Origin of the sequence: Acidovorax sp. sif1233 (assembly GCF_019218755.1) — a bacterium.
In the GTDB taxonomy this organism is placed as follows: domain Bacteria; phylum Pseudomonadota; class Gammaproteobacteria; order Burkholderiales; family Burkholderiaceae_C; genus Acidovorax.
In genome coordinates this window covers 921,397-943,816 of the sequence record NZ_JAHUWZ010000002.1, presented here as the reverse complement: position 1 = coordinate 943,816, position 22,420 = coordinate 921,397, and the positions used below count along the sequence as shown (strand labels likewise).

Sequence of the window (22,420 nt, the reverse complement as noted above, 5' to 3'; positions counted from 1 at the left end):
GCGAACCAAAAAAGCCGCGGCGTTTTTGGCTGCGGCTTTTTGCGAGTTGGGGTTGTTAGAGGCTCTTGCGGAGCAGGGCCGCGAAGCGGGCTAGCGCCTACGGATACCAAAATGTCCACGTGGCATCCCGGGGAAATTGAAGTAGACCGTGCCTTTGAAGGGCTTGTGGCGCGCCAGATAGGCTGCTGCGCCCAGCAGCATGGGGGTATGGGCGTCGTGTCCGCAGGCATGCATCTTTCCGGCGCACTGGGATGTGTGTAGTGGGGCCAAGCTCCTGCATGTTGAGCGCAACTGGGTCTGCGCGTAGTGCAATGCTCGGCCCTTCGCCATTCGAGAGCTTTGCCACCGCACGTGTCACCGCCAGACCACGGTGCACTGGCAAGCCCATCAGCGAGCTGGGGCCGCTGAGTTGGATGGGCATTGATGGTCTCGGTCAGCGCTAGGCACTGCTCTGCTGCCTTGGCGGTAGTGAGGCCCGCATCTTTTTCCGTTTGCGCGGGCTTTGTGAAAAGCACACTGTTTTCTTCGAGCGCTAGGCGTGCGCAGGCCACCTCGACAAGAGGGGGCATCCGGTATGTGCTGCGCAATGACCTCGACCGCTGGCCCCACCGTCCCATGCGGGGTAGATGCACCCAGGGCGTTCGCTTCAGCGCCCGCCGCGCTCAATGCGCTCACACGCCCAGTGAAAGTTTCCGAACCTGCTTCCGTGACGCGAGCAATTTGTGTTGGCGAGGTCCGCCATAGGTCATTGGCTCTCCATTGGGGTAAACCCCAGAGCGGTTTTATGTATCCACGATGAAAATCCGTGCACGAAAATTATATTTTGCATACAAAACTATGAATTGCATACTGAATGGCTCAAAAGCACTGCGGGCAGTCGAGGCCTCGCGTGTTGGGCCGATTGCCAAGGATGGGTCATGAATCGCTTGTTGGATGCCTATTGCCAGGCCTTGGAAGCTGTGTGTGCGTTGTTGATGGCCGCCATGGTTGTCCTGGTATTCGGAAACGTGGTGTTGCGCTATTTCTTCAGCACAGGCTGGCTGATCTCCGAGGAAATCTCCCGCTGGATGTTTGTCTGGATGGTGTTCATGGGCGCTGTGGTCGTAATGCGCGAGCGCGGCCACATGGGCACGGACATGGTGGTCGTGCGATTGCCCGCCTGGGCGCAGCGACTCTGTTTGGTGGCGGTGCAAGTCATCATGCTTTACATCACTTGGCTGATGTTTACCGGCAGTTGGAGCCAGGTGGTGGTGAATCGCGAAACGGAGGCACCTGTCAGTGGCCTCTCGGTCTCCATCTTCTACTTTGCGGGCGTCTTGTTCGCGGTGTCCACGCTGCTCATCCTGCTGCACCAGTTCTGGCTGACAGTGAGCGGGAAGCTCTCAGACGCTGAACTGGTGATGGTGCAGGAATCCGAAGAAACGGCACATCTCGTGCTGCCTCCATCCGTCGTCGCTGTGGATAGGCGCAAGTAAGCATTCATAAGAAATCGGAGACGGAAATGACGGTGCTCATCTTTGTAGGCGCGCTGCTGGCGGCCATGGCGATCGGTATGCCCATCGCCTATGCGCTGCTCTTCTCGGGCTTGGCCCTGATGTTCCACCTGGATCTGTTCGACGCACAGATCCTCGCGCAGAACGTGATCAACGGTGCCGACAGCTTTCCGCTACTGGCTGTTCCGTTCTTTATGCTGGCCGGTGAGATCATGAACGTGGGCGGTCTGTCCAAGCGCATCGTGCACTTGGCTATCACTCTGGTCGGGCACATGCGTGGGGGCCTGGGATTCGTTGCGATCATCGCGGCCTGCCTGATGGCAGCGTTGTCTGGTTCGGCCGTGGCCGATACGGCAGCACTGGCCGCTCTTTTACTGCCTATGATGGTCAAGGCAGGCCACGACAAGGCGCGGGCCGGTGGTTTGATCGCATCGGCCGGCATCATTGCGCCGGTGATTCCCCCCTCCATCGGCTTCGTGGTGTTCGGGGTTGCGGCCAACGTGTCCATCGGCAAGCTGTTCATGGCGGGTATCGTGCCCGGCCTGCTGATGGGGGTGGCCATCGCCGTGGCCTGGTGGCTGGTGGCGTCCCGCGAGAGCGTGAATCTCCCCGCTGCGTCCACGACGCAAGAGAAGCTCCAAGCGCTCAAGGGGTCGCTATGGGCCCTGGGTCTGCCTGTCATCGTGCTTTTCGGACTGAAGTTCGGCGTGTTCACACCCACCGAGGCCGCCGTAGTGGCTGCGGTGTATGCGTTGCTGGTATCTACAGTGGTCTATCGAGAGATCAGCCTGCGCCAGATGTACACGGTGTTCGTCTCGGCATCGAAGATCACCGCGGTGATCATGTTCCTGGTGGCAGCGTCCATGGTCTCGGCATGGCTGATCACCGTAGCCGACATTCCAGACCAAGTGATCGGCATGCTCAAGCCCTTTATGGACAACCCCACTTTGCTGCTGGTGGCAATCATGGTGCTGGTGATGGTCGTGGGAACAGCCATGGACATGATGCCCACCATCCTGATCCTCACTCCTGTGCTCATGCCCGTCATCAAAGAGGCTGGTATCGACCCGGTCTACTTCGGTGTGCTTTTCATCATGAACAATGCCATTGGCTTGGTCACCCCGCCGGTGGGTTCGGTGCTGAACGTGGTGGCTGGTGTGGGCAGGATGCGCTTGGACGATGTGGCCAAGGGGGTGGTGCCATTCATGATCGCCCAGTTCATCGTCATGTTCCTGCTGGTGCTGTTCCCCTCGATCGTGATGGTGCCTCTGAACTTCCTGACCAAGTGATTCTGAGGGATCTGCAATGAATACCAAGCTTTCCCCAAAGTCCACGACTGCTGGCGTGTTCGAGGCCGTGAGCGCGCACCTCAATGAGTTGCGCTCTGCCATTACTGAGCCCGTCCGCGTGCGCGAAGAAGACCTGGCCAACCAACTAGGGGTGAGCCGCACGCCAGTGCGTGAAGCGCTGATTCGGCTCGACAGCACCGGAGTCATCAGCCTGCGCCCGGGGCGTGGTGCGCTGCTGCAACCGGTGAGCGATCGTGACTACCGCGAATGGCTGCAGCTGCGTGAGCAGCTAGAAGGATTCGCCGCGCGCGAGGCAACGCTGAACGCATCGCAGCGTGACGTGATAGCACTGCGCGCCATTTTCGAGCCCTTCCTGGAGCCGGGAGTGGCCGAAGCCAAGGCGGCCCAGTATTCCCAAGCCAATGTGGCCTTCCACGTAGAGGTCATTCGGCTGGCCAACAACCATCTGCTCGAACGTGTGTGGGCGTCTTTCGGCCACCCTCAGACCAGTTACCGCCGCCAGACCATCGCTCGCCTGCACCGCAGCGCCGATTCTCTGCGCGAGCACCTTGAAATCATCGATGCCATCGAGCGGCGAGATGCCGACCTAGCCGAAGCCCTGGCACGAGCCCATGTGCGCGCACTGCTTGTGGCCGTTGAACAAGGAGGCTCGCAGCAAGTCGTGCAAAGTATTTCCCCACAGAAGCAGTCCACATGAAGTTCCTCAATTTCCTCCACGGTGATGGCGTCCGACTCGGCGCCGTGATCGCAGATACCCACATCCTCGACTTGACAGCTGCATGGCCGGTCCAGCCGGCGCCCGCATCGGTGGATGAACTCATCGCAGGTGGTGATGCTGCCGTCGCGCTAGCGCAGCAGGCCATCCAGACGGCCGGCGATGCCCTTGCCAGCGGCAATACCGCCAGCACCGTGCTCTATGCGAGCGCGACCATCCTGCCGCCAGTGGCGCTCACCGGCCGCAACATCTTCAACGTGGGCCGCAATTACCGCGAGCACATCATCGAAGGGAATTTGGCCAATGGCCGCCCGGCCGATGCCTTTCCGCAGGCCATCGAGTTCTTCACCAAACCACGCACCGCCCTGGTGGGGCACCGCGGCTGTGTACTGCGCCACGGCCAGTTGACCAATAGCCTCGACTACGAGGTAGAGCTGGCCATCGTCATCGGCAAGGGTGGGCGCGACATCCCTGTGGAGAAGGCGCACGAATATGTGTTCGGCTACACCATCCTGAACGATGTAACAGCGCGCGACCTGCAGCGCCTGCATGGGCAATGGTTCAAGGGCAAAAGCTTGGACACCAGCTGCCCGCTTGGCCCCGTGGTCGCGCATGCCAGCGCCGTCGAGAATCCAGACAACCTGAACTTGGTGCTGGAAGTCGACGGCGAAGAGCGTCAGAACGACAACACCAACTCCATGATATTCAACGTGGCCACCGTCATCGCGCAGCTGTCGGCGGGCATGACGTTGTTGCCAGGGGACGTCATCGCTACCGGCACCCCCAAAGGTGTTGGTTTTGCCCAGCGCCCGCAGCGGTGCCTCCAGGTAGGCCAGACCGTGCGAGCACGTATCGAGGGGATTGGCGAGCTGACCAATACCGTCGTCGCCTAGCACGCCTCAATAGCTGCGCTGCGCAGCTGTTCCATTCAACTTCCGCTATTCCTGAGGAGACAACATGGCCTTGATGACCCCTTTCCTGCCCAACGCTGAAAAGTACGGCCCCCTTGATTCGCGCAACGTGGCGGTGAACGACCTGCCCTGGAAGCCCACCCCGACGCCGGGCATCGATATGAAGGTGCTGGTGAAGGACGACGACACCGGCTTGCTAACGGCATTGTTTCGCTGGCAGCCCGGCACGGTGCTCGCGTTGCATGAACACGTGGAAATCGAGCAGAGCTATGTGCTCGAAGGTGAGTTCGAAGACGACGATGGTGTCTACATGGCAGGCAATTTCGCCTGGCGCCCCAGAGGCCATCGCCATGTCGCCCGCTCGCCCAAGGGTGCGCTAGTGCTGTGTTTCTTCCTCAAGCCGAACAAGTTTCTGGGTGGGGAACTGGACGGCCAGGAACTGAAGTAATTGACGTAGACCCCTTTCGATGGCCCCATTTTTTTAGGAGACACACGTGACAGCACAAAAGACTTCCCCCCGTATCCGCAACCTGGGCCTGGCCATCACGACCGGCCTGATCGCCATGGGCGGCATGCAAGTTCATGCGCAGGACATCCAGGACCGCAAGATCAAGTTCAGCTACGCCGTCGCCAAGGACAACCCGATCGGCTTGGCCGTGGACAAGTTTGCCCAGATTGTCGGCGCCAAGACCGGGGGCAAGATCAAAGTCACTGGCTACCCTGGCGCCACGCTGGGCAACGAGATCCAGTCGATGTCGTCTGCCCAGGGCGGTATCTTGGAGATGTCGGTGGTCTCCACCGCAGGCGCTGCCGGCAACGTGAAAGAGCTTGCCATTTTCGACCTGCCTTTCATCTTCCGCAGCGAGAAGGAAGCCGATGCCGTCGTGGATGGGGAAGTCGGCCAGTCGTTGCTCAAAAAGTTCTCAGAAAAGAACCTCATTGGCCTGTGCTACATGGACTACGGTTTCCGCCAGGTTACCAACAGCAAGCATCCCATCAATCGCCTGGAAGACTTCCGTGACCTGAAGCTGCGCACACTGCAGAACCGCGTGTACATCGACGTGTTCAAGGCGCTGGGTGCCACGCCCTTGCCCCTGCCTTACCCAGAAACCTACACCGCGCTGGAAACCAAGGCCATCGACGGGCAGGAAAGCGCTTATCTGGTCACCAAGTCCAGCTCCTATCAGGACATCCAGACCTACCTGACCGAAACCCGCCACTTCTATCTGCCTGCCGTCGTATTGGTGAGCAAGAAGTTTTGGGATCGCCTGAGCACCGCCGAGCGTGGCGTACTGGAATCCTCGTGCAAGGAAGCCCAGACCTACCACCGTGAAGTGAGCCGAAAAATGGAAGCAGACGTGGTCAAGGACCTTATCAAGGCCGGCATGAAGTTCAATACCATCGAGCCCGCCGAACACGCCCGCATGGTGCAAGCTACCGCATCAGTGATCGAGAAGTACAAGCCGGAACTGGGTGTCGACTTGGTCAACAAGACCATGGCCACTATCGAGAAGGCCCGCAGGACTCCCTGAACCTGATATAGCGCCTCCCGGACCGGCCATGCCCGGTCGCTTCCTGACAGGACGAGCGGACCTCAACACGGTCGCTTTCCTGCCCCAGAGCTGGCACGGCGTACCGCGCCAGAAGCAAAGGCGAACGCGGTGGCACCGGGTGCCGTCGCAACTCCCCGTGGTAGCAGTGGCCGATCCGGTCACGCTGAAGAATGTGCCGGCACCACGCATTGGCGCGCCGGACGAGATCGCCTGGCTGCTGGCCTTCCTGTGCTCATCAGGTGCCAGTTTGGTCTGCGGCGCCAGGCTTGATGTCAATGGCGGTTCCTATATGCGCTGAAGAGCAACCACTGAGAAACAGAATATGGACATGCAGTTTCAAGATCTGCGCGTGATGATCACCGCAGGTGCTTCTGGCATTGGCCTGGCCATTGCCCAGGCCTTTGCGCAAGCAGGGGCTCGGGTACAAATCAGCGACATCTCGGCGTCTGCCATTGAAGCTGCCGTGCCCTCGCTGCCGGGAGGTGGCGGCTGGATTGCGGATGCGTCCAACCCCGCTGCGGTGGATGCCTGGTTTGCGCACGCCTTGGCGACGCTGGGCGGCTTGGATGTACTGGTGAACAATGCCGGCATTGCTGGTCCCACGGCGCGTATCGAGGAAATCGAACCGCAGCAATGGGACGAGACCATTGCGGTCAATCTGCGCAGCCAGTACCTGTGCGTGCGCCGCGCGATTCCGGCGCTGCGTACCTCGCATCGCGCCAGCATCATCAACCTCAGTTCGGTGGCCGGGCGCCTGGGGTACCCGCTGCGTACGCCCTATGCTGCATCCAAGTGGGCAGTCGTTGGGCTGACCCAAAGCCTTGCACTGGAACTGGGCGGCGACGACATCACCGTGAACGCCATCCTACCCGGCATCGTGGACAGCGAGCGCTCCCGGAACGTCACGGCGGCCAAGGCGCAGGCGCGCCAGATCAGTGAGGCCGACATGCTCACCGAAATCCTGGCTAACGTGGCCTTGCACCGCAAGGTGCAGTTGGCTGACGTAGCACAGACTGCGCTTTTTCTCGCGTCCTCAGCGGGGCGCAGTTTTACCGGCCAGAGCCTGAACGTTTGTGCCGGCATCCAATCCTTGCGTTGAAAGAAAGCAATCCACATGGCAAAGACCTATTTTGAAAAAAACTTTGGCTTACAGGGCCGCGTGGCCTGTGTGACAGGCAGTGCTGCGGGCCTGGGCCTGGCCATCGCCCGCCACCTGGGGCAAGCGGGAGCACGCATCGTGGTCAATGACCTGGACGCAGGCCGCTGCGAAGAGGCCGTGCGCTTGCTGACGGTAGAAGGCGTGGAAGCGCGTCATGCTGTGTTCGACGTATCCCAGGCCGAGGCGGTGGGCCAGGCCATTGACACACTGGCCTTCGACGGCTGGGCGCCCGACATCATGGTCAGCAATGCCGGAAACCAGAACCGCAAGTTGGTGACCGAGATGACGCTTGTGCAGTGGCAGTCGCTGTTCGATGTGCATGTGAACGGCGCCTTCAATTGCGCCCACGCGGTGTTGCCGCATATGACGCGCAAGGGCTTTGGCCGGATCATTTTGATGTCTTCCGTAGCCGGCCAAGCGTGTATGCCCGGTATCGCAGCCTACGCTTCGGCCAAGGGTGCTATCGCCGCATTCACCCGCGCGTTGGCGGTGGAGTACGGCAGCGCTGGCGTCAACAGCAATGCGCTGGCTCCGGGCTTCGTGCGCACCCAGTTCACGCAGGGTCTGCAGGAGCGCGAAGGTTTTGACAGCTTCCTGCAGAGCGCCGTGCCAATAGGTCGATGGGCAGAGCCCGACGACATCGCACCTGCCGTGGTGTATCTGGCGTCGAATGCCGGCTCGTTTGTCAATGGGCATGTTCTCGCCATCGACGGAGGAATGTTGGCCCGCATGTAGGACCGCAGTCCATTTGTCTCTACCCATTGTGTGATGCACCGTGCATCCCCACGAATCAGAAAGATCCCTGCCCATGTACATGCACCTCGTCATGATGGAGTTCATTCCCGATGCCGGCCCCGAGTTTTTCCACAAAGTGGAGGCCTATGCCGTGCGGATTCGCCAAGAATGCGCGGATGTGCTGACCTACCACTTTGGCGCCAATGAAGCAGCTCGATCCGATGGCTACACCCATGCGGTGGTGTCTGCGTTCAAGGGCCGCCCCGCGCACGACGCTTACCAGGCCAGTCCGGCCCATGTGGAAATGAAGACCTATATGGGGCCATACATCCAGCGACTTGTGGTTTTCGATGGCGCAGCGCCCCTGCAATTGCAATAGTCCTAGGTAGTACCTGGCATACGAACTTCTGCCCAGCTGTGGCGGCCATAGAGGGCAAGTTACGCCTGTTTCCGCTGCTGCTATTTACACAGAAAAAAGACGCCCAGCTCTGGGCGAAGGCAAATAATTTGGCCGACGATATTCAGTTCACGGGAGCGTAGTCAGCAATTCGAGACTCGGCACGACAGTGCGGGCCTGATCCTTCAGAGCCTGCTCGGTCGGATTTCTCGCGGTCTGGCTATGCACGGGAGATCCTAGTGCAACGTGGCCGCCATGGCGGCCTCAATTGATCTCGCAAGCTGTTAGAACTGATCGTTGGAGTCCGGGAGAGACAGCGCATTGCGGACCGCACGCGGAGCTGGTGGTCGGCATCCGAGAGGGTCCGTCGGCGGAGAGCCCGGTCCTATCTTTCGATGACTGCATTGCGCCGAAAAACGTGAGGTCAAATCCCCCTTCGCCGGGCTTCAATGCAGCGTAAACAAGAGTGCCTGCAGCTCCTGGCGATTGTGGACACGTAGTCGGTCATAGATCTGGCGTCGATAGGACGTAGTAGTGTGGGTGCTGATACCCATGTGCGCAGCGATCTGATCTTCGGGCAGGCCGCGTGCCAGCCAGTAGGCCAACTCGTGCTGGCGCTGCGGTAACCCAAGCGCACGCAGCGCGGGCAGCAGTTGCGTCACGCGCTGTACCCGCTGCGCGATGTGGATGCCCACCGCCCGGTCTTCGCCCTTGACGTCGGCCATCTGTGTGGCGCGCAGCGAGAACAAGCCGCTGGCGTTATGGAGGTCCATCTGCGGCAGTACGGGCGCGGCACCTTTCACCACGGAGCGCAGGCGCTCCAGCAACACCCGCAGCGCGCATGGCAGCTCGTTGCGCTGATACCACCGCAAGCCAAAGGCTAACGCCATCAACTTGTCTGCCTGGGGGGACGTCCACAGCAGCCGGCCCTGTGGCGTGGCCACCAGCATGGCACTGTCAACCAATACGCTGCCCTGCGGATCTAGTTCGCCAGGCTGCAGGATGCGCGCCAGCCAAGGTTCCAGCCGCCCGAGCATGGCGGCGTCTTCAGGCGCGAAGCGGGGTGCACCAGGCTTGCGGCACAGCTTGAGCGAGCCGACGCCCTGGCTCTGCGGCGTGCGCAGCACCAGGCTCAGAAAGTCTTGCCACTCGCACGGCCGCGCCAACTCGTTGTAGAACTCGCTGCGCATGAACTCATGGCGCGGCACGGTGATGATCTGCTCCATCGATAGCACTCCATGCTCGTGGCGCATGGCGGCAGCGAAGTCGTGCAGGCTGTAGCGCACCAGCTTGAGTTCCGACGCTCTCAGCTGCGGATCGAAATAGAGGTGCATCCACTCGCGCGCGGCCGAGGGTTCGCTATACGCATCCCACACCCCGTCGGTATCGGGGTGGAAGTACACGCCTGTATCAAAGCCGATCAAGCGATGCAGTTCATGCAGCACAGGTTCGATAAGCTCCGGCCCGCTGAAATCCAGGCAGGCCATTTGTTGCAGGCGCGCCACGGCCTGTTGCTGAATGCGGGGAAGAGACATGGAGCCGCGATCTAGTTGTACGTCGCAACGTATCAATGCGCTGCGCACGCAACAACTTAGCACATGGATAACTTTTTTGCCCCACCCCCAAGGGGGTGCTGGCATGCAATGAGCTTCACCCCCCTAGGGGCGTGGCGGCGGGGGATGAGATTTTCTACAGTGCTTGGGATAGAAGTTTTTGCTCCCGTATCACATGAAAAAACAATGCATCGCCGCTTTGCTCGCCCTCACTGCCTGCGCCTGGGCGCAGGCCGCCACCCTGGTCGCCGATACCGCCGCTGACCTGAGCGACCCCACCCCAGGGGACGGCATCTGCGGCACGGGCGTAGCGGGCACCTGCTCGCTGCGCGCCGCCATACAGGAGGCCAACGCGCTGCCCGGCGCCGACACCATCACCCTGTACTCGGGCAACTACGAGCTGACGCAAGCGCCCGCAAACAACCTCCTCACCATCAGCAGCGACCTCACCATCAACGGCATGGGCGTGAGCGCGGGTGCCACCGCCATCAACGGTGGCGGCGACCGCCTGGTGCTGCAAATCACCGGCAACCACACCGTCAACCTGACCAACCTCGCCATCATCGGCGGCACCGGCGCGGGCTCGGCGTTTGGGGGCGGCCTGGTCGTTGGGGGCGGAACGGCCACACTCACTCGGGTGGGGGTGCAAGGCAACAGTTCAGCGAGCTCCACCACCAAGCAGGGCGGAGGCATCTATGTGCACGACACGGCCACACTCCACCTGATCGACAGCGTCGTGACCGGCAACACCGCTGGTATTGCCGGTGGCGGGGTCATGGTGCGCGTCGGCGGCACCGCGCACATCAGCGGCAGCACCATCGACAACAACACCGTGGCCAGCCCTGCCGGCAGCGGGGGCGGCATCGGCGTCGGCGGCACGCTGCACCTCGTCAACTCCACTATCTCGGGCAACACGGCGCCACAAGGCAGCGGCATCAGCGTGACGGCCAACGGCACTGCCGACGTCCGCTTTGTCACCATCGCTGCCAACACAGCCACCCAGCCGGGCGGTGCCCAACTGGCAGCGGTCGGTCCTGCCCAGATCAGCGGCAGCATCGTGGCCAACCCGACGGTGGGCATCAATTGCTGGAACCTGACGGACCAACTGCAATCCGGCGGCAACAACCTCGATAGCGGCACCACCTGCGGCTTTGGCGCGGCGGGCGACATCGCCAGCGCCAACCCGCTGCTGGCGCCGCTGGCCTACGTCAACAACCTGATCGCCCCCATCCACGCACTGCAAGCGGGCAGCCCCGCCATCAACGCAGGCCCCACCAGCGGAGTGATCCCCGCCACTGACCAACGCGGCGCCGCACGTGTGCAGATGGGGCGGGCCGACATCGGGGCCTATGAGTCGGCCCTGGGCATCTGGGCCGGGGGGGGGGGTGGCGGCAACGTGCAGGCCGTGCCCGTGGACAACCCTTTTGCCTTGACGCTGACCGCCGTCGGTCTACTGGGCCTTGCCTTGCGTGGACGGCGCAAGAACTCATAAAAAAGATAGCTTTCTGCGCTTGCTAGATAAGTGCTGGTGGCACTTTTTCTGCCACACCCTCTTGCCATGAAAAAACAACTAGCCCTCATCACCCTGGCCGCATTCGCCCACACGGGCGCCTGGGCCGCCACCTATAGCTACACCGGCAACCTGTATGACTCGGCCACTGTGCACAACTTCACCGCCCCTTGCGGCGCGGGCGATTGCGCCAACTTCAGCACCGCCATGTGGCCGACGGCCACGATCACCACCACCGTGGCGCTCCCGCCCAACATGACGAGTGACTCCATCCCTCTGGGCAATATCACAGCGTTCTCGATTTTTGACGGCCTGGTCGCCTATGCCAGCGGCGACCCCTTGGTCACGCTGAACTTCGCCCAAGCCACCACCGATGCCGCAGGCCAACTGACCAAGCTGCAGATACTCGCTACGCGTTGGCAGCAATCCGGGCCGCATAACGGCGCCAACATGCGCTTGGACGACGTCAACACGACCTCTCGCAGCCGTCACAACGTGATCTGCCTGACCACTGCCCCAGCGCCTGGGGGTGGCGACACATGCACCCAGAGCGAGGGCAACGGCACCTGGGACGACAACACCAGTTGGGCCGACCCAGGCGCCCTGGCGCCTCCAGGCCCCTCCGCTGGCGTGCAGTCCGTGCCGGTGGACAACCCCTTCGCCCTGGCGCTGACCGCCGCCGGCCTGCTGGGCCTGGCCCTGCGCGGGCGGCGCAATCTCACTTCTTAAAACCCACCCGCTTCCATGAAGAAAACCCTCACACTGCTGGCTGCCGCCTTCCTCCAGGCCGGCGCCTGGGCCGCCACCTACACCTACACGGGCCCGGCCTACACCGCCCCCGCCCTGCACAACTTCACCAACTGCCTTGCCGGCAATTGCGGCGCCTACACCACGGCCATGGGGCAGGCAGGCTCGTTCTCCACGGCGTCGCCTTTGCCGAACAATCTCAGCAACCAGGACATCACGGCGCAGGTGACTTCGTTCTCGTTTACCGATGGACTGACCACCTATGCCAGCAGCGACCCGCAGGTGTCGCTGGCCTACATCACGGCCACCACCATGGGCGGGGTGCTGGATCTCGCCGTCGCCGTGCAGCGCTGGCAAACGCCCGCCCCGCATGCGCAGGGCGACCACATCGACTTCACGAACATCCACTACGGAGGCGCCCACAATGGACTGTGCAACGCGCCACCGGGTCTCACCGTGCAGGGCGCCGTGATGTGTGGAAACATCGACTCGGGCGACGCCTATTCGAGCCAATGGGACGGCGAACCGGGCGGCACCTGGGCACTCTCCGCCACACCGCCCACGCCGGGCGGCGTCAACGCCGTGCCCACCTTGGGCGAATGGGGGCTGCTGCTGCTGTCCGCCCTGATGGTGGGGGTGGGCGCGTGGCGGTGGCGCAAGCAGCGTTCTGCATAAAAAGAGGCTGAAGCAACTATGCAGCGGGCGTAAGCAGCTATTGAGTCGTTAGTGAGTTCACTCCATCTTTTGCGGGCAACAGCCCGCCTTTTTTTGTGCAGGAGTCTTTCGAGATCGCCCGAACAAATTCACCTAGTGCGCCAAGGCTTCGCGCAGACCAAATGCCATCAACTTCGATTCCGCAAAACGCTTGAAATGTGAGCAAAATGAAGGATGTAAAGACCGGGGAACAAGCCGGGGAACAAGACGGGTTTGTGTCGTGAAAGTTGGCTTATATAAGCTGTTTCCATAAATCATTCAGTAGACGCCAGCCCACCATAACCCCATCCAAGGGCGTCCACACCAATCCAGTGGACGCCCTTTTTCTTTGCTGAATCAACAACTTGCAGACCATGGCCGTCTACAGCCGTCCATGCCCAGCCAAGCAAAAGTGGGGGTACAAGTGGCGGTACAAACCCAGAAAGCTGGTGAAATCGGGCTTTTGTACCCCCACTTCCCTCTGTAGAAGGGGGTTCGCCATAGGGGAATCTGTACCCCGCCGGCTGCCCTCATCCATCGTTTTGTACCCCCGTGCCCCATCCAAGACACCGCCACGCACTGGAAACCGCTAGTCTGTGGCGGTTTTCTTTGCCCCGAAGTGTCTTCGTAGGGTGCTGAGAATCGCACCGAAGTCGCACGCGAATCGCACCGATCAGGCGCTTCCCACAATGCGCAATTCGGCCTTGGGCTTCTGGTAGTCCTTGCGGATGAACTTTCCGCAGGTCCGGAACACCTCCACGTCTTCATGTCCCAACTGCTGGGCGACGTACCAGGGGTTCTGGCCAGAGGTCGGCAGGGTGGAGGCAGAGGTGTGGCGAACTTGACAGGGGTTCCGGTAAGGTACCCCCGACCGCTTCAACGTCCTTCAGGCCGCCAGTCACCTCCGCTTCTGGCGTGCACTCTGTTGGGGAGCCTTTCCCAGTTTTCAGGCACCGATGGGCGGAGCACGTGGCACTGCCCCGCCTATGCCCACGCCATATTGAAGACAACAAAGGCAGCAGCCACCCAGATCAGCAGGGCGATGTGGGTCAGTTGCAGGCTCTGTTGCCGGATCCAATAGCCGAACCACAGCCCCCCGAGATGCATGGACAACAAGAACGCAGCGAAGGTGCTCAATGCCAGGTTCAGCCAGGGCCGGGCGGTGACCAGGTCGCCCACGGCGAGCAGTTGCCAGCAGCCCGCCCAGCACGCGGCTGCCGCCACGGTCTGCAGCGCCAGCACCCACAGCAGCGCGAGTCGGTGAACGGCGGGCGAATCGATGGCCCGTGAAAAGAGTGGCGTGTCGATCGCGGGCTGCTGCTTCAGCGGCGCCATCGACATCGTTGCGCCGATGGCAGCTGTAGAGCCGCCAAGCGCGTGGCAGTTGTTGATGACGCTGATGGACAGCCAGATCGCCAGGCCCAAGGCATGGACCGCCAGGAACAGCTCCTGTGACATACCGGCCCCCATCACGAAATTCCTTGCCGACGGGTGATCCGGCGCGCCAGCAGTATGGCCACTGCGGGCGGCAGCGCGAAGGTAGCGAACAGCCACAGCGCGGCAGACTGTGCGCCCGCCGCGCCTCCTGGGCGGGTGAGCCCCGCTGCATTGGCCACAAGCCCTGCCATCGCCGCCCCGATCGCCATGCCATAGAGCTGTACCGTCGTGATGGCGGCCGACGCCGTGTCGGTTTCACCGGGCGGAGCGAGTGTCAGCAGGCGGGTGACCAGGTGCGGCCAGCCCATGCCCACGCCGGCGCCGACGCCTGCCAACGCCACACCGCAAAGCGCCATTCCTGCGCTCGCCGGCAGACCGGCGCCGGCAGGCACCAGCACCGCCAGGGCCAGCAGGGCAGCCGCGCACAGCATCGGTCCCGCGCGCTGCAGGCGCTCGGCGCGGGCTCCGGTACATCCCGAAGACACCAGCGAGCTCACACTCCAGCCGGCTGCCATGGCGGCGGTGAGGTAGCCCGCGGCCAGTGGCGTCAGGCCCTGCAGCACCTGCAGAAAGTAGGGCACGAAGATCTCGGTGGTGGTGCCGATCAGCAGCAAGGCGATGCTCGCATAGACCGCTCCCAAAGGTGAGCGCAGCCGCGTGGCGCCCGAAGGCAGCAAGCGCACGGATGCCCGGCGATCCCATGCAATCGCCGCGGCGCCCAACGCCAGCCCCGCTGCGACACCCGCCCCCTGCACCATCAGTGCCGACGAGAGGCCGCCCACGGCGACCACCATCACCGATGCCATCAGCAACACGACCTGGGCCAAAGGGATGCCCGCCCGCGCAGGGACGGCCGCGGCCTGGGTGCGTGCAGGACGCAGCTTCAGGGCGGCCAGCAGCGCCTGTAGCAGCGCCACGGGTAACAGGGTCCAGAACGCCCATCGCCAATGTCCCGCCTGCGCGAACAGGCCGCCCACGGCCGGCCCGCACAGGGTGGCCACGCCCCACATGCCGGACACCAGGGCCACCGCGCGCGGCCACAGCGCAGGCGCGAAAACGATCCGTATCAGCGCATAGCTCAACGCGGCCAGTGTGCCGCCTCCCAGGCCCTGCACGCTGCGCCCGGCCAGCATCCACGGTATGGACGGCGCACCGGCGCAGATGGCCGAGCCGAGCGCGAACACCGCCAACGCCGCCATGCAGGCGTCGCGGGGCCCCGCTACACCGAGCAGCCGAACCGACAGCACGGCCCCCAGGATGGAGGCCACCACAAAGAGAGTGGTGCTCCAGGCGTACCAGTCCAGCCCTCCGATGTCCCGGACCACCGACGGCAATACAGTGGTCACGATGTGCACGTTGACGGCATGCAGCGCCACGCCACCGGTGAGGGCCAGGGCGAGCCAGCCATTCGTGCCGGTGAACAAGTCGCTCCAGGTGGCCGTTGAAACAGAAGGAGAAAGGGAAGGGGACACAGGAGAACTCATGGATTCACGGAGAGGGGAAAACGGGATGGCTTAAAATCCAAGTAATTCCTTGCATATTAAGTGGGCGCCATGCTTTATACAAGTAAAAACTTTGAAAATAAGGCAGATCTGCCGACGGCGGATCGCATCCTTTTTTTCATCAAGTCCAAGGGCGCCGCATCCACTGCCATGCTTGCGACGGCGATGGACCTGACGCCGGAGGCGGCCCGGCAGCAAGTCCAGAAACTGGTGGCGTCTGGATGGATCGAGGGGCGGCAGGAAGCGCTGCCTGGCGTGGGGCGCCCGCGCCAGAACTGGGTGCTGACCGAGGCCGGCAACGGCCGGTTCCCGGACACGCATGCGCAGCTGGCCGTACAGATGATCGGGTCGGTGCGCGCGTTGTTTGGCGAAGAAGGGATGGACCGTCTGATCGCGCAGCGCGAAGCCGAGGCGCGGGCCACGTATTTGCAGGTCTGCAAAGGCCGGACCCTGAAGGAGCGGCTTGAACAGCTCGCCACCGTTCGTACCGAAGAAGGCTACATGGCGCGTGTCGAACGTGACCGGAGCGGCTGGCTGTTGATCGAGGACCACTGCCCGATCTGCATCGCCGCGCGCACCTGCCAGGGTTTTTGCCGTTCGGAACTGCAGCTATTCCAGGAAGTCGCTGGTGCGGATGCCAGAGTCAGTCGTGAGCAACATCTGTTGGCGGGCGCGACGCGTTGCGTGTACCGCATCGTTGCCGTCAACCGCCAGTCCTGAGCGCTCTCAAGACACCTGCAAAGGTGAGATCGGCCTGCTGCAGGTGGAGTGTGGTCGTGAAAGCCTGGCAGTCCACGGGCTGCTTTTCCCGGTGGCTGCCATTGAGGGCCGACCCAAAAAAAGCACAGCCGAAGACTTGGCCTCGGCGGCTCGTCGGCAGGGGTGGATTTTTCAGTTTCGGCCTGGTGCATGCCGCCTGCTCCTTGCTCCTTCCCAACGGCGGCATGCATTTCCTGTTTGCTGTTTGCCTACTTGGCCAGCGCCACCGTTGAGTGGCGCTGGCGGTATGACCTTGTCCGTTATCCCTTCCTTGTCCGGCGCAGGGCGTCGTAGACGCCTTTCTCGTAGGCGTACAACAGATCCATGACCCTTGCATCCGCGAAAGGGAAGGTCTGGGTCGCCAGCAGTCCGGCGATGCCGGTGTGCGGATCGATCCAGAAGAAACTGTTGGCCAGGCCGGCCCACGAGAGGCTGCCTGCGGGGCGGCCCGTAGGGGCTTCCTCTTCATTGATCTGGAATGCCAAGCTCCAGGTTTTTCGCAGGCCCGGGAAGAACTCCGCGTCAGCGGTCAGCGCGATGGCAGCCTTGAGCAGGCTCACTCGCGCGTTGCCGATCTGGTTGAGCATCAGGTGGCTGACCACCGTCTCCGGCTTCAGTACACGCTCGCCGTCTAGTTGGCCGAGGTTGAGCACCATGCGCATGAAGCGGGCATAGTTGCCTGCGGTGCTGTAGAGCGCGCCACCTCCCATGTGGAACTCGGGCTCCTGAGTGATCTCGAAAGGGAAGGGGGCAAAGGCGCCGTCTTCGCCGCGCAGGTGTACGCCGGCAAGGCGCTGGCGCATGTCGGGCGTGATATGGAAGCCCGTGCTGGTCATGCCCAGCGGCCCCCAGAGGTTCTGGTGCATGAACTCACCCAGCGTGAGGCCGGTCACGGCCTCGACCATGCGGCCGGCCCAGTCGATGCCTATGCCGTACTCCCAACGCTCGCCCGGGTCGGCCACCAGAGGCAGTTCCAGCGCCTTCAAGCGGCAGTCGATGGTTCCGGGGATGCCGAGCGCCGCCTGCACTTTTTGCATGTCGGGGTTCCAGATCTCGTAGCTGCAGCCGGAATTGTGCGAAAGCAGATGCCGCAGCGTGATCGGGCGCTTCGGCGGGCGGGTGATCGGTTGCCCTTGCGCGTCAAAACCGGTCAACACCCCCAGCGCGCCAATGGCAGGTACCACACGGGAAGCTGGCGCATCGAGGTCCAGCAGGCCGCGCTCGACGCACTGAATGGCGGCTACCGAAGTAATCGCTTTGGTCATTGAAGCAATCCACAACACCGTGTCGGGGCCCATGGCCGCACCGCCTCCCAACTGGCGCTCACCGGCGCTTCCTTCGTACAGGATGCCGTCCCGATCGGCTACGAGAGCCAGTACGCCCGGTGCGTGACCTCGTTTCACGCCGTCGGCAAGAATTTCGTCGAGCGCATTTTTCATGTTCATGTTGTCTCCTGGGAATTTTTGGTCACTCGCTTCAACGCCGCAGCATTGCGGGCGTCAGCGAGGAAAGTCTAGGAAACGAAGTGCGCTGCGGCTGGCCGTATCACGCCAGGTCTCTGGCCGCCATGTGCCAGCGACGGCTTGCCTTGTCAGCGCAATGCATGCGCCCGGAAAGCCTGTGGCGTCATCTGGCGTTGCCGATGGAACTGGCGAGCGAAATGCGACGCATTGGTGAAGCCGCAGCGCCGGCCAATCTCGCCCACCCCCAGCCGGCGAAACCGCGGCTGAGCGAGCAAGCCCGCTGCCGCCTCCACGCGCAGGGTCATGAGCGTGGTCAGGTATCCCTGGCCTTGCGCGGCCATCGCCCGGTGCAGCGTGCGCAGCGACAAGCCGGCATCGGCTGCAACCTCTGCCGCTGTCAGCCCAGGCTGCATGAAACGGGCGCGCATGACCTGGAGGGACCGTTCGTAGGCCACCTGCATGGCGGGGCGCTGCGCACCATCGACATCGTCCAGCAGTGACAGCAGTCCTCCCAACTGGTCTTCGATCAACTCGTCCTGCGAGCAGGGTCGATCCACAAGGCCGCGAGGGACCAACGCTTCCTTGATGCCACGCAGCGCCAGCCCCCAGCCAGCGTCGCCCCGCAGCGGGCGTCCAATGAGCCGCGAAGGCTCGGGCAGCCACCGTTCAACCCAATCAATGGGCAGTTCGACCGACAGGTCGTCCAGGCCAACGCCAAAGTCGAACTCGTAGGGTTCGCGAGAGTCGATGAGGATGGAATCCCCGGGCTGCAAAATGCTCGTGCGGCCCACGTGTACGGCGCGCCATGGAAGCTGGGGCTGCGATAGCAGGTAGTAGGCATTGCGCGGGCCGCGGGCTATCTCTGCGGCGGAGCGCAGGACCTTCTGCGGCGCACCCCGTGCTTGGTGCGGCAGGATGCAGTGAAGCGTGCAGCGCTCAATGCTGCCGAAGAAACCGTCTCGCTGCAGCGGCAAGGCGTCCATCTCCAGCACTTCGGCATGCAGCGCATCGCGCCAGCCCCGCAACCGCATGGATTCAGGCAGATTTTCCGACGACCAGGAGCTCAGGCTTCGCATCTCAGACCTCGGCGATTGATGGGCAAGCATAACGCGGCACCCACCGGCTTGGCCACCTGGCGCAAGTTGTGGGGCCCAGGAGTCGGCGTGGCCGACCGTCAAGCGACGGGCGGCTGGCAGCAGCGCCAGGGCGGCGCGAAAGGTGTTCCCGATGCCCACCAGGTCAAAGCCATGCAAGCCGTGACACCCCCCGGCGTGAACCAATTGGAAGCGCGGGCATCGAAGGTACTTTGCCGCCCTTGGCATGGCCTCTGTTCACGGCCCCGCAGCTTGCGTGCGGGCACTCCACCCATCAGAAATCAACCCTTTGCAATGACAACGAGACTTGATCACCCCTGGCTACCCCTTCGGGCTGCGACCACCTTCGCTGCAGCCCTGCTGCTGTCGGCGTGTGCCACGGTTGCACCACCTCCAAAAGCACCCATGCCAGAGCCTTTTCCGCCTGCCAGCCTGCCGGGCGCAGTGCAGTCCCATGTGTGGGATGTGACGTCCGCGGTGGACAGCCAGGGGCGGGCGGCCGCCTACTGGCGCCTGGACGGCCGCGCGCCCGTCCGGCTGCAGTTCGACAAGGGGCAGCTTCTGGTGCGCAACCTCTGCAATGCCGTGGGAGCCGCATACCAGCTCGACGGCCATCGCATCCAGCTGGCGCGTCCCACCAGCACGCTGCGCGCCTGCCCCGACAGCGCGCTGATGGCCCTGGAGCAGCAGGTGCTGGCCCAGCTGCCGGGTGCCCAGCGCCTGGATCTGCTGCCCGGCGGGGCATCACAGCCGCGCATGGTCCTGCACTTTGGCGACGGCAGCCGCTGGGAGCTGGCGGGCACGCCCACGCCGCAGACACTGTACGGCAGCGCAGGCGAACGACTGTTCCTGGAGGTCGCGCCCCAGCGGGCGGCCTGCAGCCACGGCGTGATGAAGGGCGCTCAATGCCTGCGCGTGCGCGAGATCCGCTATTCCGCTGACGGCGTGAAGCAGTCGGAAGGCCCATGGAGCCTGTTTTACGACGAGATCCAGGGCTTTGCCCACGAGAGCGGCACCCGCACGGTGCTGCGCGTGAACCGGTTCAAGCGCCAGAACGTGCCGGCCGATGCATCGGCCTACGCCTACGTGCTGGACATGGTGGTGGAGACGGAGACCGTGCGCTGAGGCAGGTTCTCGACTGACTTCAGGCGTGCCCCAGTTTTCGCCGGGCGTTTTTCGGCCCCATGCTCCGGAGGTCGTCAATGCGCGCCAGCTGCGCGGCCCGAGGACGCGCCTTGCCCGACTCCCACCGGCTCACGGACAACTGCGAGGCACCGAGCAACTGCGCCATCTGCGCCTGGGTGATGCCCAATGCGGCGCGCATCTGCCGGACGACCTCGGGGTGGAACTCCGCCTTCGACCCCTGTGCGATGGCCTTCTTGGCAACAGGCGGGGTTTCTTCCGCCACCGGGGGCTGACGCTTCGCAGCCTTGAGCTGCGAAGCGAGCGACTTGACTTCGCGTTTCAGGGCAGCGATCTCCGAGCGGTGGTTCGTGATCGCCTTGCGCATGCTCTGCAACTCAGGCTTGAGCTCCTTGCGCGCCATGCGCACGACTTCGGCCCGGAATGCGTTCGAGAAGGAATTCATGGGCGGATGGTACGTGATCTGCACGCACCCCGCAGGGCGCGACACTGACGACATGACCGGCTTGCACCGGCGGCCCGGGACGCATCTGGCAGCGACCGTGTCACGCAAACCTTCGCCCCACCACCACGGTCGCCACCACCGCCAGCGCAAACCCCAGCGTGGTGGCATCCACCGGTTCGCCGAGCAGCGGTATGGATGCCGCAATGGCAAAGAACGGCTGCAAGAGCTGTACCTGGCCCACGCGCAGCGCACCCCCCAGCGCCAAGCCACGGTACCAGGCAAAGAACCCGGCCCACATGGAAAACACTCCCACATAGACGAATCCCGCCCACGCAGTCGCCGACACGGATTGCGCGGGCCACAACAGGAAAGTGGCGGGCAACGTCACCGGCAGGGCCATCACGCACACCCAGCAGATCACCCGCTCGGCACCCAGTGCAGGAGTCACCTGCGCCCCGTAGACATATCCCACGGAGGCGGCAATGACGCCCCCGACCAGGAGCAGATCCGCGACCTCGAAGCCCAACCCATGGCCGCCAGCACTGTGCGCCCGCAGCGCCGAGAACGCCACCACCAGCGCGCTGCCCAGCAAGGCACAAACCCAGAACCCCGGGCGCGCGCGCTGGCGCAGCACCAAGGCGGCACACACCGAGGTGACCAGGGGCAGCAGGGCCGTGATCACTGCCGCATGGCCAGCCGTCACGGTGCGCAGGGCATAGGCCAGCAGCAAGGGATATCCCAGCAGGTTCCCCAGCACCGCCATCCCGAGCGGCTTCCACTGAACCCGGGTGGGCAAGGGCGGCCTGGTGAGCGCGAGAAACAGGACGGACAGCATGCCCGCAAGCGCGGCGCGCCCCAGCGTGACGAACCAGGGGGACAGCTGCGGCGCATCGGCCGTGCCGGTGGCCAGGCGCGTGGCGGGCAGCGTGATGCCAAAAAACGCCACGCCCAGCACCCCCAGCCAAAGACCTGCGGTCTCGCGCCGGATGGACTGGAATGCGGAAAGCTTCATCGGAAGGGGCACAGGATGGAAGGAGTCCGGTCGTCTCGACACACAACACAAGGAAGCGCAAGGGTTGCGCGCACTGCGCGCAAAACTCCTGGCGTCTGAAGAGACAGGACCGCGCCGGCCCCGGGCCAGCGCGACGGACGCAGGCCTACTTGCCCGCCTTTTCAGCCTTGCGCTGGGCCGCCCTGGGATCCACCACCGCCTTGAACCTGGCGCCGGGCACGAACTTGGGCACCGTGCTGGCAGGGATCTTCAGCGCCGCGCCGGTCGATGGGTTCTTGCCCGTGCGCGCAGCGCGCTTGGCGGACTTGAAGGTGCCAAAGCCCACCAGTTGAACGGCGTCGCCCTTCTTGACCGCAGTCTGGACGGCTTCGATCAGGGTTTCCAGCACCGCATTGGCAGCGGTCTTGGACAGGTTGTTCCTGGAGGCCAGGATGTCAACGAGTTCGGCGCGGTTCATGGTGGTGGCTCTCGATGCAAAGAGATGGGGAAAGTCGAGTTATAGCGCAGACACCCGGAGCGCCGTCGCTCGGTGCGGGGAGGCACCTTTGGCAAGCACTCCACCCCGGTCCTCTCGGCCAGCGCTTGACCGCTGATCGGTTGGTTGGCCGTCTTCCCCTCCCAGCCCTCTTGAGCGGGATCCGCGCAGATTTGCGGCTGCCTGCACACCCGCTTCCCTCCAGGCAAAAAGAAAAGGCGCCCACAGAGAGCCCACAGGGAGCCCGGTCTGCCTGGCCAGTGCGGGTCTGCTCGACACCGGCGGTGGTTGGCCAAGCCTCCGGGCGTGTCCTG

24 protein-coding genes are annotated in these 22,420 nt (G+C 63.3%); 15 read left to right on the top strand and 9 right to left on the bottom strand.

Going from position 1 to position 22,420, the window contains the following annotated elements; translation table 11 throughout:
• Positions 1–90: 90 nt before the first annotated feature.
• The gene (locus KW843_RS27000) at positions 91–201 is read right to left on the bottom strand and encodes a hypothetical protein (RefSeq protein WP_370628488.1); all 111 of its coding nucleotides are present in this window, start codon (positions 199–201) and stop codon (positions 91–93) included.
• 716 nt (positions 202–917) lie between these two features.
• On the opposite strand from KW843_RS27000, the gene KW843_RS11735 reads away from it, so the two are divergent.
• The 10 genes from KW843_RS11735 to KW843_RS11690 all read left to right on the top strand — a co-directional run bounded on the left by KW843_RS11735 (position 918) and on the right by KW843_RS11690 (position 8,255).
• A complete protein-coding gene (locus KW843_RS11735) occupies positions 918–1,475 on the top strand; it encodes a TRAP transporter small permease (protein ID WP_218295276.1) in 558 nt (185 codons plus the stop codon).
• A 26-nt stretch (positions 1,476–1,501) separates the two neighbouring features.
• Positions 1,502–2,782: a TRAP transporter large permease subunit gene (locus KW843_RS11730; RefSeq protein WP_218295275.1), complete on the top strand. Its 1,281-nt coding sequence runs from the start codon at positions 1,502–1,504 to the stop codon at positions 2,780–2,782.
• Positions 2,783–2,798: 16 nt separating this feature from the next.
• Positions 2,799–3,500 carry a GntR family transcriptional regulator gene (locus KW843_RS11725; RefSeq protein WP_218295274.1) on the top strand — a complete coding sequence of 234 codons (702 nt, stop codon included), beginning with the start codon at positions 2,799–2,801 and terminating at the stop codon, positions 3,498–3,500.
• On the top strand, positions 3,497–4,411 hold the full coding sequence (locus KW843_RS11720; protein ID WP_218295273.1) for a fumarylacetoacetate hydrolase family protein: 915 nt from the start codon (positions 3,497–3,499) through the stop codon (positions 4,409–4,411). Before KW843_RS11725 ends, KW843_RS11720 begins: the two co-directional genes overlap by 4 nt.
• Positions 4,412–4,475: 64 nt before the next feature.
• Positions 4,476–4,877 (top strand): cupin domain-containing protein, encoded by a 402-nt coding sequence (locus KW843_RS11715; protein WP_218295272.1) that lies wholly within the window; start codon positions 4,476–4,478, stop codon positions 4,875–4,877.
• Positions 4,878–4,923: 46 nt separating this feature from the next.
• On the top strand, positions 4,924–5,961 hold the full coding sequence (locus KW843_RS11710) for a TRAP transporter substrate-binding protein (RefSeq protein WP_369643921.1): 1,038 nt from the start codon (positions 4,924–4,926) through the stop codon (positions 5,959–5,961).
• 28 nt (positions 5,962–5,989) lie between these two features.
• Complete coding sequence (locus tag KW843_RS11705; RefSeq protein WP_218295271.1) at positions 5,990–6,280, top strand: hypothetical protein; 291 nt, start codon at positions 5,990–5,992, stop codon at positions 6,278–6,280.
• Between the two features lie 24 nt (positions 6,281–6,304).
• Positions 6,305–7,081 carry an SDR family oxidoreductase gene (locus KW843_RS11700; protein ID WP_218295270.1) on the top strand — a complete coding sequence of 259 codons (777 nt, stop codon included), beginning with the start codon at positions 6,305–6,307 and terminating at the stop codon, positions 7,079–7,081.
• Positions 7,082–7,096: 15 nt separating this feature from the next.
• Positions 7,097–7,876, top strand: a complete 780-nt coding sequence (locus KW843_RS11695) for an SDR family NAD(P)-dependent oxidoreductase (RefSeq protein ID WP_218295269.1) — start codon at positions 7,097–7,099, stop codon at positions 7,874–7,876.
• A gap of 73 nt (positions 7,877–7,949) precedes the next feature.
• Positions 7,950–8,255, top strand: a complete 306-nt coding sequence (locus tag KW843_RS11690; protein ID WP_218295268.1) for a Dabb family protein — start codon at positions 7,950–7,952, stop codon at positions 8,253–8,255.
• 464 nt (positions 8,256–8,719) lie between these two features.
• Here the strand turns inward: KW843_RS11690 and KW843_RS11685 are convergent, their stop codons facing one another.
• Positions 8,720–9,808, bottom strand: coding sequence for a helix-turn-helix transcriptional regulator (locus KW843_RS11685; protein ID WP_255594678.1), 1,089 nt, complete (start codon positions 9,806–9,808; stop codon positions 8,720–8,722).
• A gap of 193 nt (positions 9,809–10,001) precedes the next feature.
• On the opposite strand from KW843_RS11685, the gene KW843_RS11680 reads away from it, so the two are divergent.
• From KW843_RS11680 to KW843_RS11670, 3 genes are all read left to right on the top strand, one after another.
• A complete protein-coding gene (locus KW843_RS11680; RefSeq protein ID WP_218295267.1) occupies positions 10,002–11,318 on the top strand; it encodes a choice-of-anchor Q domain-containing protein in 1,317 nt (438 codons plus the stop codon).
• 66 nt (positions 11,319–11,384) lie between these two features.
• Positions 11,385–12,065, top strand: a complete 681-nt coding sequence (locus KW843_RS11675; RefSeq protein ID WP_218295266.1) for a hypothetical protein — start codon at positions 11,385–11,387, stop codon at positions 12,063–12,065.
• A 15-nt stretch (positions 12,066–12,080) separates the two neighbouring features.
• Positions 12,081–12,758 carry an IPTL-CTERM sorting domain-containing protein gene (locus tag KW843_RS11670; protein ID WP_218295265.1) on the top strand — a complete coding sequence of 226 codons (678 nt, stop codon included), beginning with the start codon at positions 12,081–12,083 and terminating at the stop codon, positions 12,756–12,758.
• A gap of 1,002 nt (positions 12,759–13,760) precedes the next feature.
• Here the strand turns inward: KW843_RS11670 and KW843_RS11665 are convergent.
• Together KW843_RS11665 and KW843_RS11660 are read right to left on the bottom strand one after the other, a co-directional pair.
• A complete protein-coding gene (locus tag KW843_RS11665) occupies positions 13,761–14,234 on the bottom strand; it encodes a DUF2165 family protein (RefSeq protein WP_255594677.1) in 474 nt (157 codons plus the stop codon).
• 11 nt (positions 14,235–14,245) lie between these two features.
• Entirely contained in the window at positions 14,246–15,697 is a 1,452-nt protein-coding gene (locus tag KW843_RS11660) for an MFS transporter (RefSeq protein WP_218295263.1), read from the bottom strand.
• Positions 15,698–15,766: 69 nt separating this feature from the next.
• Between KW843_RS11660 and KW843_RS11655 the strand changes: the two genes are divergently transcribed.
• Positions 15,767–16,435: a metalloregulator ArsR/SmtB family transcription factor gene (locus KW843_RS11655; RefSeq protein WP_218295262.1), complete on the top strand. Its 669-nt coding sequence runs from the start codon at positions 15,767–15,769 to the stop codon at positions 16,433–16,435.
• A 299-nt stretch (positions 16,436–16,734) separates the two neighbouring features.
• On the opposite strand, the gene KW843_RS11650 is transcribed toward KW843_RS11655, so the two are convergent.
• Together KW843_RS11650 and KW843_RS11645 are read right to left on the bottom strand one after the other, a co-directional pair.
• A complete protein-coding gene (locus tag KW843_RS11650) occupies positions 16,735–17,919 on the bottom strand; it encodes a serine hydrolase (protein WP_255594676.1) in 1,185 nt (394 codons plus the stop codon).
• Positions 17,920–18,065: 146 nt separating this feature from the next.
• On the bottom strand, positions 18,066–19,013 hold the full coding sequence (locus tag KW843_RS11645) for a helix-turn-helix domain-containing protein (RefSeq protein WP_218295261.1): 948 nt from the start codon (positions 19,011–19,013) through the stop codon (positions 18,066–18,068).
• A gap of 423 nt (positions 19,014–19,436) precedes the next feature.
• Here KW843_RS11645 and KW843_RS11640 point away from each other — a divergent pair, with 423 nt between their 5' ends.
• Positions 19,437–20,156, top strand: a complete 720-nt coding sequence (locus tag KW843_RS11640) for an META and DUF4377 domain-containing protein (protein WP_255594675.1) — start codon at positions 19,437–19,439, stop codon at positions 20,154–20,156.
• Positions 20,157–20,175: 19 nt separating this feature from the next.
• On the opposite strand, the gene KW843_RS11635 is transcribed toward KW843_RS11640, so the two are convergent.
• From KW843_RS11635 to KW843_RS11625, 3 genes are all read right to left on the bottom strand, one after another.
• On the bottom strand, positions 20,176–20,619 hold the full coding sequence (locus KW843_RS11635) for a DNA-binding transcriptional regulator (RefSeq protein WP_218295259.1): 444 nt from the start codon (positions 20,617–20,619) through the stop codon (positions 20,176–20,178).
• 100 nt (positions 20,620–20,719) lie between these two features.
• Complete coding sequence (locus KW843_RS11630; RefSeq protein WP_218295258.1) at positions 20,720–21,631, bottom strand: DMT family transporter; 912 nt, start codon at positions 21,629–21,631, stop codon at positions 20,720–20,722.
• 145 nt (positions 21,632–21,776) lie between these two features.
• A complete protein-coding gene (locus KW843_RS11625; protein WP_218295257.1) occupies positions 21,777–22,088 on the bottom strand; it encodes an HU family DNA-binding protein in 312 nt (103 codons plus the stop codon).
• Positions 22,089–22,420: the final 332 nt, after the last annotated feature.